At 32.5% G+C, this 13,698-nt stretch carries 16 protein-coding genes and 1 pseudogene; 6 read left to right on the top strand and 11 right to left on the bottom strand.

What is annotated here, in order from left to right:
* Positions 1 to 17: 17 nt before the first annotated feature.
* The 4 genes from AW732_RS06145 to AW732_RS06160 are packed head-to-tail and all read right to left on the bottom strand — an operon-like array spanning position 18 to position 2,831.
* On the bottom strand, positions 18 to 1,421 hold the full coding sequence (locus AW732_RS06145; RefSeq protein ID WP_067960053.1) for an aspartate kinase: 1,404 nt from the start codon (positions 1,419 to 1,421) through the stop codon (positions 18 to 20).
* 35 nt (positions 1,422 to 1,456) lie between these two features.
* On the bottom strand, positions 1,457 to 2,203 hold the full coding sequence (gene pcn / locus AW732_RS06150) for a proliferating cell nuclear antigen (pcna) (RefSeq protein WP_067960055.1): 747 nt from the start codon (positions 2,201 to 2,203) through the stop codon (positions 1,457 to 1,459).
* A 34-nt stretch (positions 2,204 to 2,237) separates the two neighbouring features.
* Positions 2,238 to 2,552, bottom strand: a complete 315-nt coding sequence (locus AW732_RS06155) for a transcription factor S (protein ID WP_067960058.1) — start codon at positions 2,550 to 2,552, stop codon at positions 2,238 to 2,240.
* 6 nt (positions 2,553 to 2,558) lie between these two features.
* Positions 2,559 to 2,831: an RpoL/Rpb11 RNA polymerase subunit family protein gene (locus tag AW732_RS06160; protein ID WP_067960061.1), complete on the bottom strand. Its 273-nt coding sequence runs from the start codon at positions 2,829 to 2,831 to the stop codon at positions 2,559 to 2,561.
* A gap of 49 nt (positions 2,832 to 2,880) precedes the next feature.
* Between AW732_RS06160 and AW732_RS06165 the strand changes: the two genes are divergently transcribed.
* The 3 genes from AW732_RS06165 to AW732_RS08775 are packed head-to-tail and all read left to right on the top strand — an operon-like array spanning position 2,881 to position 3,757.
* A complete protein-coding gene (locus tag AW732_RS06165) occupies positions 2,881 to 3,417 on the top strand; it encodes a hypothetical protein (protein ID WP_067960099.1) in 537 nt (178 codons plus the stop codon).
* 30 nt (positions 3,418 to 3,447) lie between these two features.
* Positions 3,448 to 3,600 carry a hypothetical protein gene (locus AW732_RS08770; protein WP_172790409.1) on the top strand — a complete coding sequence of 51 codons (153 nt, stop codon included), beginning with the start codon at positions 3,448 to 3,450 and terminating at the stop codon, positions 3,598 to 3,600.
* Positions 3,601 to 3,610: 10 nt separating this feature from the next.
* Positions 3,611 to 3,757, top strand: a complete 147-nt coding sequence (locus tag AW732_RS08775) for a hypothetical protein (protein ID WP_172790410.1) — start codon at positions 3,611 to 3,613, stop codon at positions 3,755 to 3,757.
* A 1-nt stretch (position 3,758) separates the two neighbouring features.
* Here AW732_RS08775 and AW732_RS06170 read toward each other — a convergent pair whose 3' ends face one another.
* Positions 3,759 to 4,253, bottom strand: a complete 495-nt coding sequence (locus AW732_RS06170) for a dual specificity protein phosphatase 23 (RefSeq protein WP_067960063.1) — start codon at positions 4,251 to 4,253, stop codon at positions 3,759 to 3,761.
* Positions 4,254 to 4,364: 111 nt separating this feature from the next.
* Here AW732_RS06170 and AW732_RS06175 point away from each other — a divergent pair, with 111 nt between their 5' ends.
* Positions 4,365 to 4,622 (top strand): Lrp/AsnC ligand binding domain-containing protein, encoded by a 258-nt coding sequence (locus tag AW732_RS06175; protein WP_067960067.1) that lies wholly within the window; start codon positions 4,365 to 4,367, stop codon positions 4,620 to 4,622.
* Here the strand turns inward: AW732_RS06175 and AW732_RS06180 are convergent.
* Positions 4,617 to 5,768 (bottom strand): aminotransferase class V-fold PLP-dependent enzyme, encoded by a 1,152-nt coding sequence (locus AW732_RS06180; RefSeq protein WP_067960070.1) that lies wholly within the window; start codon positions 5,766 to 5,768, stop codon positions 4,617 to 4,619. The genes AW732_RS06175 and AW732_RS06180 overlap by 6 nt on opposite strands.
* A 26-nt stretch (positions 5,769 to 5,794) precedes the next feature.
* Between AW732_RS06180 and AW732_RS06185 the strand changes: the two genes are divergently transcribed.
* Together AW732_RS06185 and AW732_RS06190 are read left to right on the top strand one after the other, a co-directional pair.
* A complete protein-coding gene (locus AW732_RS06185) occupies positions 5,795 to 6,406 on the top strand; it encodes a hypothetical protein (protein ID WP_067960072.1) in 612 nt (203 codons plus the stop codon).
* Between the two features lie 90 nt (positions 6,407 to 6,496).
* The gene (locus AW732_RS06190; RefSeq protein ID WP_007402606.1) at positions 6,497 to 6,796 is read left to right on the top strand and encodes a 4Fe-4S binding protein; all 300 of its coding nucleotides are present in this window, start codon (positions 6,497 to 6,499) and stop codon (positions 6,794 to 6,796) included.
* A gap of 62 nt (positions 6,797 to 6,858) precedes the next feature.
* Here AW732_RS06190 and AW732_RS06195 read toward each other — a convergent pair whose 3' ends face one another.
* From AW732_RS06195 to AW732_RS06210, 5 genes and pseudogenes are all read right to left on the bottom strand, one after another.
* Positions 6,859 to 8,007, bottom strand: a complete 1,149-nt coding sequence (locus AW732_RS06195) for a J domain-containing protein (RefSeq protein WP_067960075.1) — start codon at positions 8,005 to 8,007, stop codon at positions 6,859 to 6,861.
* A gap of 107 nt (positions 8,008 to 8,114) precedes the next feature.
* Positions 8,115 to 8,792 carry a hypothetical protein gene (locus tag AW732_RS06200; protein WP_067960078.1) on the bottom strand — a complete coding sequence of 226 codons (678 nt, stop codon included), beginning with the start codon at positions 8,790 to 8,792 and terminating at the stop codon, positions 8,115 to 8,117.
* 53 nt (positions 8,793 to 8,845) lie between these two features.
* Positions 8,846 to 9,160 (bottom strand): annotated as a pseudogene (locus AW732_RS08445) (type I glutamate--ammonia ligase); the annotation flags it as partial.
* 3,225 nt (positions 9,161 to 12,385) lie between these two features.
* Positions 12,386 to 12,844, bottom strand: coding sequence for a hypothetical protein (locus tag AW732_RS06205; RefSeq protein WP_156416076.1), 459 nt, complete (start codon positions 12,842 to 12,844; stop codon positions 12,386 to 12,388).
* A 462-nt stretch (positions 12,845 to 13,306) separates the two neighbouring features.
* Positions 13,307 to 13,698, bottom strand: a 392-nt coding sequence (locus AW732_RS06210) for a beta-L-arabinofuranosidase domain-containing protein (protein WP_216634409.1), incomplete at its 5' end; no start/stop codon positions are given.

Here is a 13,698-nt window from a genome sequence, read left to right on the forward strand (position 1 = left end):
ACTTTAAATTATTTGTCTTAATTGATTTTGTCTAGTGTAAATGCATCATGTATTGCACGTACAGCAGACTTTGTATCAGAATTTTTTACTACCAATGCAAGATTAAGTTCTGATGAACCCTGTGTAATCATAGATACGTTGACTTTATTTTTCTCAATTGCTGCAAAAACTTTAGATGCAACACCAATTGTTCCTCGCATTCCTGAACCAATTAACGCAATTATTGAAACTCCCGTAGTAACTTCTAATTTTTTAATGATTTTACCTAATAGATCCATCTCCAATACACTAACGGCCTTATCAAGATCAGTATTTTTTACTACAATTGTTATACTTGATTCAGAAGGATTTTGAGAAATCATCATTACATTAATTCCAGCTTTTGCCAAAGTTGCAAATATTTTAGCTGCAGTTCCTGGTGTTCCGATCATACTTCCACCTTGAATATCAATTAATCCATTATTACGAATATTACTAACACATTTTACAGTATTTTTTACAGATGCAGAAGGTGAAGAAGTAACTAAAGTTCCTTCATTTTTTACATTTAATGAATTTCTAATTTTCATTGGTATTTTTTTTGCCAATAGAGGTTCAAATGTTCGTGGATGAATTTGTTTTGCACCAAACAAAGCCATTTCAATTGCTTCAGTGTAAGAAACTTCTTTGAGTAATTTTGCATTTTTCACAATTTTGGGATCTGCAGTCATTAATCCATCAACATCACTCATTAACCAAATTTCATCAGCTTTTATACAAGAACCGATTATTGTTGCAGAATAATCAGAGCCACCTCTACCAAATGTTGTTGTATGTCCGTGTTGATCTGCGCCTGAAAATCCACCTATTACAGGAATAGTTTTTTTAGAAAATAATGTATCAATGTTTTTTGAAACTCTTAATCTGGTTGTATCCATAAGTGGTTTTGATTCACTAAAATTAGAATCAGTAACGATTCCTATCTCTTTACCAGTTTGTGGAATAGATTTTTTTCCTAAATCATTTATTGTAGCTGCAAGTAATTTTCCAGAAAATCTTTCTCCAAATGAAATTAAATAATCCATTGATCTGGATGTTACTTCTCCTAACAAAACTAAACCATCTATTAGTGCAAGAAGTTCTTTAAAATCATCATTTAACTTAATTAATAATTTTTTTTGAATGTTAGATTTTTTGATTATTTGTTTTGCTAATTGTTTATGTCTATTGGTGATTTTTGATGCAAGTTGTTCTGCCTTAGATTTATTTTCTTTTTTGATAGATTCAGATATTTCTATTAGATCATCAGTTGTTCCACTTGTTGCTGAACAAACTATTGCAAGTTGATGTTTTTTGGATAATGATATTACATGTTTAGCTACTGATTGAATATCTTTTGTATTAGATATTGATGTCCCACCGTATTTTAAAACAAGTTTCATGTTAAACTATCTGAATTATTCAATGTTTAAATGCTTTAAGTTTCCACACGTGGAGCAAGATAAAAATGGATTCTTCCTATATTTGCGACTTTAAACTCAATTCTGAGTGGTTTTGCACTAGAGAATTCACAGGTGATAAATCCAGCATTACTGCCTACGGCTTTAACTACAGGATTGAGATATTCAAGGCTGTAAGTACCAACACTGTCAGATTTTGAAGATATTTCTTCGATATCATCATCATCTTTATCAAGATCAATAACTACTTCTCCAGAATCACCCTTTCCAGAAAAATCACCTTTTGATTCAGATGTATTAATTGTTAAATAATCAGAAACAACTTGTACATCACCTAGAATTTTATCAAATTTTGAGGATGTTAAAATAATTTTTGAATCATAAGGAATTTTTGGTAATGGCGTATCAGTTGCTGAGCTTTCAATAAGACGAATTTTATATTTTTTATTTTTTCCAACTGTTACAAGTAACATATTCTCTTCAGAAATACTGATTTCAATACTATCTTTTTTATCTGCACGTTTGATAAGTTTTGAAAATTCATCTATTCTAACTCCAAATTTAATATCACTATCACATTCATATTTTTCAAATGCTGAATTTGGCCAAGATATATCAATTAAAGCAACGTGAGAAGGATCCATTCCTCTAAAGGAAATTCCTTCAGATGTTGCAACAAAAGTTGCTTCTTCTACTAAAGTGGATATTGCAGAAATTATGGCTTTTAGATCATCTGAACCATTTGTTTTAGCTCCAAAAGTCAATTTAATTTTCTTGGCTATAAGTTCCAGTTAAACCTTATGTGTAATCACGCCAAGTGTATTTACACTTTTGACAACGATAAAATCTAGTTGTAGGTTCATCTGCACTTCTAGTTTGAAACATCCAACCAACTGCTTCATCATGACCACATTTTTCACAATCAATTTTTACAGTAGGATGAGCTTCTTCGCCTTCGTTTCCTTCAAAAGCAAGTAGTGAAAAATCTGGTTCTTCCTCAATAATCTTTTTCTTTTCAGTAACTTTTTCTCCATCAACGTAACCACATTTAGAACACTCTAGACCTGATTCACCTTTTTTTAGTTTAACCTCACATTTGGGGCAAAATTTCAATTTAATTTACCCCAATTTTGAAGTAAATAATTCTTTGAACTCATCAGCCATCTTTATTGCAGATTCTGCTGATTTTTTGACCTCAGTTAATGGTTTTGAACTAGAATTAATTCTCATCCAGCACTCATTCGTCAATGGATGTTTAACGATAACACCTGCAAAATCAACATTTGAGGCCTTTAGAAGTTCGTGTTGGATAATGTATAATACTCCAATATCAGTTTCTGTGACAGAAATACTGATTTCTTTGGGTTCTGAACTGATTACTTCTGCATTCATGTATTCAGAAAAAGCACTTATTGCGGATATAAATCATATGAACTGTAGCATGGCAGAAAGCAAAATTTCACAAATAACACTAGAAAAATCCAAAGAAGAGTACTCTTCAGATGAAAATATTGAGATAAATGTCCAATTTTCAATTGAAGGAGGACTAAGAGATGCATTCAATGAAGCAAATTGGACTAAAGCATACAATAACAATGATGTTTCAATGAAGCTCAAATATGGTGTAAAATTGACATCTGGTGGATTTAGAAAGAAGGAATTAGGTAGAACAATTGATTCATATCGAAAAGCTGCTATTTTTTGGACGAGAAATCCAAAATTAGTTAATCCAATGAAAGATAGAAGAATTTGGGTTCAAATTGCAAAAAACTTTGAACCATTTATCAGATTAAGTGAAGAAGAAGTTAGAGAAGAATTCTTGGACTTTAATGAAAAGTTCGTATTCAAAGCATCTGATTTAGGAAAAGGTAAACACAAGATAGGAGCCGAAGTATTTTCATCATGGCAAAAGCATGATTATACAGAACAGGGCAATATCAAAAATAATTCTAATGAAATAGAAATTATAATCAATTAGGATATAAGGAACTTTTTTCTTGGATTAACAATGGCAAAATATGACGGTCTATTGGGACAACCAATTCTTGAAGTTGAAGAACCTGATAAAGAAGGTGGAATTACATTCATCCTTAAAGATAACAGGTTTATGTTTATCAAAGCAGTAGATGGAAAAATTGAAACCGTATCAATTCCAGAATAGGAGATAATGAATGGAAAAATTTGATAAAATCAAAATGCTAGAATTGGTAAAAGTTGAAGATCCAGATGCTGAAGGTGGATTAACATTACATTTTCAAGAAAATATTACATTAAAAATTAAAAATGTTGATGGAAAATTAGTTTCAGAATTTGTTTAAACTAATTTCTAACATATTTTTCATAATAACCAATTGCTAATTCTTGTACATCAGATTGAATAGAACCAGGTCTTTCTTTTCGAATTTTTTCAATTGCTTTTTTAGCTGAAAAATTTTCATATTTTATAAAATAGCATGCAAGAATTGTTCCAGCTCTTCCTAATCCTGCAGCACAATGAACCATCACTGATTGATTATTTTTTATTTGATTTTGAATAAATTCAACTGCAGAATCTATTCCTTCCATATCAGGAGCATGGAAATCAGCCGTTGGAACATGTAGATAATCAATTTTACTAGTCCATTCATCTGGTAAAGGATTTTCAGTCATAGTAACAATCGATTTTACACCTTGATTTAGAAGCCAATCAAATTCATGAAGTGAAGTAGGAATTCCTGAACCAGCTAATTTTTCTTCAATTAACCAAGAAAAATTTGTAGGTTTTTTTGTAATTTTTCCGTGAACTTTTCTCCAAATATTACCAGGTTTACTCATACATTCATTTAATCGATACACTATATTTTTAGCATTACGAAAATAATTGCTGAAATTTAAAATTAATTTTAAAGTATGAAAAGTTAAATACTGTTTTATCGAAAATAAATTGTGCCTACTGCTTATGTATTGTTAAATTCTGATTTAGGTACAGACGTTTCGATAATTACTGAAATTAAACAAATTCTTACTGATGAAAATGTAGAATATGAAATAAGAGGAGTTTATGGAGTATATGATATCGTTTTAAAAATATCATCAGATGACGCAGAAAAATTAAGAGCAATAATTACAAATAAAATTAGAAAAATCAGTAAAGTTCAATCAACTCTTACTATGATGGTTATTGAAGAACAAGAAAATCTATAATTTTTTAATTTCATCAATTACTTTTAACATATCAGATTCATTATTAAAAAAATGAGGCGATACACGAATAATTTTTTTTTCCATTATTTCTCTTACTGCTAAAATAATATTTTGTTTTTCAAGTTTTTCTACAACTTTCTCAGGATCAAAATTCTTAATATTAAATGAAACAATACTAGTTCGTTTTTCAGGATCATCTGGACCGTACAAAATTACATTAGAGATTTTTTCTAATTCATCTCTAAATAGATTAGATAGATTTTGATTTTTTTCACGAATATTTTCCATACCAAAATTTAACAAATATTTTACTGAAGATTCTAATCCAACAATTCCAACATAATTTCTAAAACCAGTTTGAAATTTTTCAGGTAGATCCTTGAAAATTAAATTATCATCATTTTCAAGAATTGCAGATTCGCCTCCAATAGTTTTTGGTTCTAATAATTCACTTGATTCCTTTTTACAATAAAATAAACCTGTTCCCATCGGTCCACATAGCCATTTAGATCCATTAAATGACATAAAATCACATCCCAATTTTGAGACATCATGTGTACCAATGCATCCAATTGTTTGTGCACTATCAATAAAAAATGGAATTTCTTTTTTGAGGACAGTAGAAATTTTTTCTGCAGGTAAAATAGAACCAGTATTATACAAAGCATGACTTATAGCTAATAATTTTGTATTATTATCTACATTTGATTTCAAATCATCTAATTTGAAAAATCCATTTGAATCAATTGGAAGATTTCTAACTGAAATTTTATTTTTTAATTTTATCCATGGATAAAAATTTGAATGGTGTTCATGAGTCATTCCTCTAATAACAATATTAGAATTATTATCAAAAGATAGACCATTTGCAACAATATTAATTCCATCAGTAGTACTATGAGTTAAAATTACTTCTTCAGGATTACAACAAATTATTTTAGCAATAATTTTTCTTACATTATCTAGTTTTTCTTCAATTAATAATGCCGAATCTTTAGAATCAGGCCCTAGGGAATTATATGAAATTAAAAAATCATTCATTGCGTTAATACTCTGTAAGGGCATCAAAGAAACAGATGCATTGTTCAAATAGATTTTGTTTGAGATAGGAAAATCATCAGAAATATCTTTTGACATCAAATTCATTATTATATCTGTAAAAACCTACTTTGGTGTTGGATAAAAATCCTGAGATAAATCTAAATGATAATCTAGAATATTTTCAAAATGAATTTAAAAAAAATGTACCTAGCCTCGTTTTATGTTCAAATTCATTTCATAAAATAGAATTTTTAAGTAATTTGATTGTTTTTGAAAAGAATCCAATTATTTTTGTAGATATGGATTTGTTATATTCTGGATATATTGAATCAAAAATAATTAAACAAAAAAAAGATTTAGTAATTTTTAGACCAAATAAGCTTGATTGGAAAGAAAAATTATCAGAAATTATTTGTAAAATTTCAGAAAAAGAATTTTTGATTATTATTGATTCATTTAATGGAATTTACAATCTTTTTGATAATTTAGAATCTGCCAGATTTGTTAATTCATGTTTAATGTTACTTTCATCATTAGGCAAACAAAATGATTGTACAATTGTAGTAACTGGGATGGCTAAAAATAAAGATAATTCTGAATGGGTTTTGTCTCCTGGAGGCAAACACATAATGAAATTATCTGAAACAAACCTATACTTTCTAAAAAAAATTCAAAATAAACTCACAATTAGAATTATTGATTACGATCAGAAAAAATCAAAAGAAAAGAGTAAAGCGATCTAACTCAAACGCCGTTATAAAATTTGAAACGCCGTTATAGCTCAAAAAATCTAGGTAAATTATATTAAGCACGAATCTCGATTGAATTTTGTTATGCCAGTAGGAATTATTCCAGACATAAGTGAACAAATGTGTATCGGATGCGCACTCTGTGTAGAAATCTGTACAACATTAGGTCCTGATGTCCTTAGAGTAAAACCAGTTGAAGGCTGGAAGAGAGGTAAAGCATTTGTTTTCTACCCAGAAAGATGTATTTCTGATGGTGCATGCATCGGTGTATGCCCAACAAAAGCAATCTTTTGGATGAGACCAATGGACTTTACAGTTGGACAACCAGTTCCACTCTACAAGAACTCAGTCTTCGTCAAAGGTTGGACTGAATTAATCGATTAGATTAGTTCTACAATTTTTAATTTCTTTTTATTATTTTTAATTAAGGCTACTTATTTTGAAATCTAATCTTTTGAAAATTTGAATTTTGATTTCCAATTTGATTTTTTAGTTGGTTTTTTAGATAAATTATCTAACATCTCATAAGTAATTGTAAATCCATTTCCTACCATAGTAGCATCTTTATTGTAATTTTCTTTATGAGGAACAAATTCATCAGCTAAATTTTTAATTTTTTTAGTTTTTAGATCAAATAATCTAATTTTTTTACCATTTTCTAATTCTATAATTGCATCTCCACTTAATCCTTGGATAGAAAAAGTTTCAAAAAATCTAATCGTACCATTTTGTTTTAATTTTATTACACAATCAAAAGTTAACTTACTACCATAAAATAGGATCTCACGTGCAGAAAGTATTACATCTTCTTCAACATTTAAAACAATAATTGAATCGCCATCTAGAAATACTGTATTAACAATATTTTCAGCAATAATTTTTCCTTTAATAGCAAAAACACTTGTTCTATGTTCTTGAATTTTAAAAACTCCTACTCTACCTTCTTTGTCTTCAACTCTAAATTTTCTACCATAGATATTGCCTACAACTGCATTTCCATTATCTACAATAATTTGTGCACCATTATCAATTTTGTATTTATTTTCTAATGGATTAATGAATTTGAAATCACCTTTTGTTAAATGAATATTTGTTTTATATTCTTGAGTCCAAGAAGGGCTAGTAATACTTCCTTGCATAATTATAGGTCCATCATACGTTAAAGTTCCAGCCATAAAATTACCTTTAATAGATAATGTACCTGTTGCTTTTCTTTCTAATTCTATTTCACCAAGAGTTTTTGAACCAAATAATCTAGTACCAGTAATATTTGAACGATTTAATGCAGATGCCCATTCTTCAGCAGTTTTCATTTCTTTAGATAATTCTTGACCTAAAATCTGATTTTTTCTTCTAATGTCTTCTTCATTCTCATCAGAATAAACTCTAGAATTTTTGATTTTTTCAATATCGGTATCAGGATATTTTTTTCCAATTTTTAGATCATCATATGCTTGTTTGATTTTAATAAATTGTTCATTTTCTCCACCACGATCCGAATGGAATTGTAATGCTAATCTTCTAAATGCATCTCTAATCTCTTTTTCAGTAGTTCCTTCTACAATACCTAAAATATCATAATTAGATTCTACCATTTTTTATCAGCCTAGTTAGGATCTGTAATCATTTTCCTATACTTGTAGTTTATTACATCACAGAATATCAATGATTTGGAAAATTCTATAAAAAAATACTCATAGATTCAATTTTTTTTTGTTTTTAATAACGCAATGATTGCCATAATGATTGCAATTATTGCAATTGGTAATACTATAACATATGAGCTATCTAATTCATCTTGTTTTTGTTCATTAGAATCTTCTAGATTTTTGATAGTATTTTCCAAGGTAGTTATTCTTTGTTCAAGTTTTGAATTATCATCAATAACTTCAGTTAAAGCCAAATCCGCTGATTGGGGAAATTCAATGTATGATCTTTCTGCAATTGGCGGTGGGTGCATTGATAAATTGACAGGAGTTTCTAAAATTTTTCCAATAAGATTTGCTTGGAAATATCCTGAAACAGTAGGCGTAATGAAAGCATAGTATTTTCCTGGAATATCATGATCTGCAGCTAATGGAAGAGTAATTGTTTCTGTTTTATCATATACAAATTGAATTTTTAATAATTTTTTTAATCCCTCAATTCCATTTTTAAATTCTTGAGAATTTGCACATTCTAAAGGTATAGAAATATCAGGACAGGATTCTAATGGGCTAACATACAATTCAAGTCCATTTGTCTCTCCAGACATAACAGGTTCATTCATCCAACCAATTTCTATACGATATTCACCAACTGCATCAACTGTATGGCCATATGCAATTCCTGCAAAACCGGGAATAAGTAATAGTGAAAGTGCAAGTAGTTTGTAATTCATAATAAAAAATTAAAATCTAATTTTAAAAGTGTTATTTTTGAGATTTGTACCACTTATGCATCTGCATACATAGAAACTTCCCATGCAGTAGGAGTTTGTGCAAAAGCAGTATATTCCTTGTATTTTAATTCAGAATAAGTTTCAAGAAAATCTTTTGTAAAAACTTCTTCTAAAAAGTTAGAATCACTACTTAGAGCGTCTAATGAACCCTTTAACGATACAGGTAAAGAACCAATATTGTATTCTCTTTTTTTCTCTGTTGAGAGTTTGTAAACATTTTCTTCAATAGGATCTCCAGGATCAGTTTTATTTTTTATTCCATCTAGTCCTGCTAAAAGTAATGCAGCTTCTAAAAGATAGATGTTAGCAGTAGGATCTCGGAATGATGACCATTACCCAGACAGCAATGACCTTGTTCCCTTGACGATAGAGCTGCGACCTAAGGCTTCGAATGACACTACTTATGTCGGATTCCTTCTTCCAACTACTGAGGTTTGTGTATATTAGTACATATTGCACATGCAACCCCCACACCACCCATATATGCATGCATGCACACACACACACTCACAACACACACACAGGTCCTTCCAAGCTGTGAAGAGATGTTTTCGGCTTTCATCACGTTTGCTCAACTTACCCTGAAGGAATCAGAGAAATCAAACAGTCACTAGTAGAGTATCCAATTCGCCCAATTTTTACCCATTGTTTGTTGTTGTTGTTTGTTGTTGTTGTTGTTAACAAATTGTTCGTTCATGTTCATGGTGTTCAATAATAGACCAAAATTGCACTGTACTGTATATACTGGGACTCATATACTGGAATGGATCGTTATAAACAGATGCTTAAATCTAAAAAATGAAACATACTCTCTTGGTTTGACGATCATTACTCTGAGAATTGTATGAACTAACTAGCTGAGCTGACCAAACAAAGCCTGTTGAATTGGTGAGTTTCTTTGTGTATAGAATTTACGAAGAAAAATGGCATGTGATGTTGATTTAATAGTACACCGATCGTGTTGTCTGTTCTATGAATTTCTGTTTAGAAAGTGCTCAAAGTAGTTTATATAAAGTCTCTATAGATCTACTATAAATACCATCTATGCTAATACTAGGCCTAGGACCTCACTTTTTGATCTATAATATACACTGTGTAATAGTTGTCATAGACCGTTTTGTCCATTATACATGTATTATTTTGAGCATGGTCTGTGTAGATCTATACAGATTTAGATCAAGGGTAGATAGATGTAGACCTTTATTTTAATCACTGTGACTAAAGTACAAACACAGTTTAGGACATAATTTGAAGAGCCTGGTTTCATGTTTACTATTGTGTTAGTGAAACCTATCTACAGTGACCACCTCTGGGCCACAAACATTTAACCTTGATAGAGAGATGGTCTCTTTACGTAGGACAAAATAGATGGTACAAGCACTATTGGGACACAAACAATATCTTTATAGAGAGGTGGTCTCTGCATGCAGGTGGTCTTTAAGACAGGTTTCACTTTAACACAACAGTTTTGGGTGTGTTATTTTAATTGTGTACGTAGCAGAATGCTTTAGCCAAAACAGGGCATCCAATATCCTTTCTGGCTCTGAGTTTGTTAAAAGAATTCATTAACTTTGCCTCCCTAAAGCTAGCAACCACCATAACATCAATCTAGTTTAATCGTTCATGGCACAAGTCCAATAATTTCACAATGTCACTATGCATTGTCAGGAGGTTTGATAGTGTTGATGTCGGAGACACTAATGTGGAAATAACAAGAATGTTTGTAATTAATACTCACTGTCCACAATGACATGTACAAATTATGTACCTTTGAGATATCCTAATTAGGTCGTGTTTTGTGGCTAAGCTTAACCTTTAACTTGGAAAGTTAATCTGAGATTGTATGAGTTCTATTGCCAGTGTGTGTATACCACAACTGGAGGGAGCTAACACACAAGGTTGTCCAGCTAATAATTATTACCAATGTGTTGCCTAAAGGCAAGTACAGAACTGAACCCAACCCCTGACCTTCCAACCCCTGCCTACTATACTAGTACTCCATAATAATATGTGTATTGATACTGTGCCGCATCACTGTACAGGGCATGCTAGCTATAGACTGTGTTTGAACTTTCAGACTAGAATTTTTTCACTGATAATTCCTTTTCCTCATATCCTACCATTGATTGATGTATGTTATAGGTTCACCTATTCTCTATCAGTGATTAACACCTCGCGATGGCTTGTGGTTGGCTGTGGTCTATCCTTTGGTTTGTCTTTCTCATCTTGATTGCCATTCCTCTCGGCTTCATTGCGGCTTTTCTCTACATCATCATATCTCCGTTTGCAGCCTGCTGTGTCTGTACGAAGCACATCATTGACTTCCTACACAAGGGTGTGCTACTTCCATACAATGTGTCAACATACATGGTCCAACAGAGAGGATGTAGTCAACTGTGATTACCTACAACTTTGACAAATTAATCTGGTTAATTATTACTTAAGTGTGAATAAATCAATAAGTTGTTTTAGGTCTAGTGTTTTAAAACATTGAGTGTTTGTTTCACAGCTGAAATCAAGAACATTTTTATACAACCGTCACTACTATAGATATGTTAATACATGATTGTGTACTTTGTATTTTGTACATAACCCTTATAATTATTACTGTAGTCTCTTTGTACATTACATTTTAGTCAGCTCTTTGTTTCCTAACTAGTCTGTGACATGAATTATATAATAATACTTTAAACTTGGTGGTGTAATGATTATTGTAAGACATGCACATGCATGTGCACTTCAGTTATTAATTATATTTGGCATTTAAATAGAAAAGTAGAATACTCTACAGTGTGTAGGTATAATATTATGCGTACACAGACCATAGTATAACCCTTAAAGGTACACAAAGAACATGTTACTTTAAAGGCACACACACACATACACACACACGATATATAAGCACGCAAAAAACAGCATGAAAGAAAGCTCACATGCACATGTTGAACAAATCATTATCAGTGACGAGTCCACACACACACACACACACACTACTGTAACAGTCATTCCTCTTCAAGCACAGGTAGTTCTGCAATACGGAGGTTAGTTGATCCAAACGGCAATAAGACTATATCTGTAAGTGGATTGGACGACTTAACGGGAGAGAGAGGGGGCGGACTTGCACTGTTGGCCGCTACCTTCCACGAATCCAACAGCCGGCCCTATGAAACAATAATTATTAACGATCAGAAACATGAGGAAATTATGATGCTAATAATAATTTTAAGCAAGATCATTATGAGGCTTTTGATCATGTATGTACCTAGCTTTCAAGCTTAAACGTTCTACATGTCATTACTTGATTATGCCACAAAAACAGCTACTGTATATCAAAGTACCACAATATCATATTATACACTGTCATACTATAACAAATGGTCCCAGTAGAGCACAGACCATACACTGAGAACAAGGTTCAATCCTTTACACTGTCATATACCCACACACTCATCACAATCATAACAATAGCTGTATAAGCTCTCCAACTATAACAGATGGTCCTAGTAGATTGCAGGGCATGTACTGAACCCCCACTAGCCTTCATTTGACCTTCGACCCCACACACTCAATACATGTAATCCATCATCCACCCACCCTACCTTAGCTTTGATCATAACAGGTGCACCATTGGTAGAGAATGGGGACACTCCCTTCTTTATCCCTGTCTCGACTACAACTAGATCCTTGTCGACGTCATCCTCGCTCAGCTTTATGGCATAGTTCCATGGAGACCCAGGAGTCACTTGATAATCCTTGCTATTGAATGCATAGCTACGTAGAGTCTTGAAATCTTCTTGGATGTGAAGGCCATACAACAGAGGTCTGTAAGAGAGAATAATATTATTGTTAACTAGAGACTGAACATACAGCAATCCTGTAAGTAGTGAAACGACATTTGCCCCCCACCCCCTGCCAGTTTTACATTTTAAAATCTTTTGTTTGGGATCACTTCTACTCTTTGGTAGAAATATATCATGGTCTCTCACTCCCAACCCCCACCCACCCACACCCACAGAACAGGCTAAATTAATACCCAAGACTTAATGAGCAAAAAATGGCTCGTAAACTCGCTGAGTCAGCACTCACCCTCTATACACAGCTGTTGAGTTGTTATACCTCCTAGTCACTCTGATCTTCATCGGTAGTTTAACAACAATGTCTGTCTGGCCTGAGCAGGTAAGATTGTACAGGGTGCCTGGAGGAAGGCAAGAAGACAGAGGAGATGTAATCCGCTCTATTAAAGGTATGATGTCATGTGCTCGTCTCTATGCATGCCTAGCATATTGCACTAGTAACAAAAGGCAAAAAGAATTTTAACACACAATGTCATCCTGGTAAAAGTGTAGTGCAATCTTGAAAAAATGTGGCAACCATTTCAAGCGACAGTACTGTGGTGAACTGACTTCATATCAGTAGTAGGCAAAAATTCAAATACAGGAATTCAAAACTCTTTTTTAGTTGACCTTTGACCTACCAGGTAGTGCATTGTTTGGCTTGCCTCCATTAATGCCCACAGTGGGATTATCAGCCCACGAAGGTATCATCAGCAACAAGAGCATAATATCTTTACCACAATTAATATCAATCATGATCGTGTCGCTGAACGGGTAGTCTGTTTTAATATCCATGACCACCTCGCCTCCATTGGATAGTTTGTGTTTGACCGACACAGGGGCGTACATCGGGATGACAAGGCCACGCCCGCCAGCTGCCTCCATCACCAAGTGTTCGGTGAATTTGGGCCATCCCTGGTTGAAGTTGGCCGTACAGCATCCGTAGTTAGGTGCTAGACCATACATTGGTGGTGGTGTTGGTGACATAGGATTGGCACAAGGACGGAGGTCAT

This window comes from Nitrosopumilus sp. Nsub, from assembly GCF_001541925.1.
Lineage (GTDB): Archaea > Thermoproteota > Nitrososphaeria > Nitrososphaerales > Nitrosopumilaceae > Nitrosopumilus.